Genomic DNA, 229 nt, shown 5'->3' with positions numbered 1-229 from the left:
CAATGAGTGTCGCCAGCTTTGGCCGAAAAGTCGGGGGCCTCATACGGCGGCGGCAGATATGTCGTATCGATTGTGTAGCCCTGAGCCTTCAATTCCGTTTCATGTTTCGCTCGTTCTGTCCTGGCCGGCGTCAATTCGTCAGACAGGTATTTCTTCCATTGCCTCCGGCGTTCGATGCTATCAGTAAAATACGGCGTGTAATTATCAGATGCCGTGCTTACCTGAATAT

General features: G+C 51.1%; 1 pseudogene. It reads right to left on the bottom strand.

The annotated features are described in order from the left end of the window. Positions 1-229, bottom strand: a pseudogene (locus SB816_RS35535) (hypothetical protein); the annotation flags it as partial.

This window comes from Achromobacter sp. SIMBA_011 (assembly GCF_046535435.1).
Classification (GTDB): domain Bacteria; phylum Pseudomonadota; class Gammaproteobacteria; order Burkholderiales; family Burkholderiaceae_B; genus Achromobacter; species Achromobacter dolens.
Note: the sequence above shows the minus strand (reverse complement) of the source record. Positions and strands in the feature narration are given on the sequence as shown.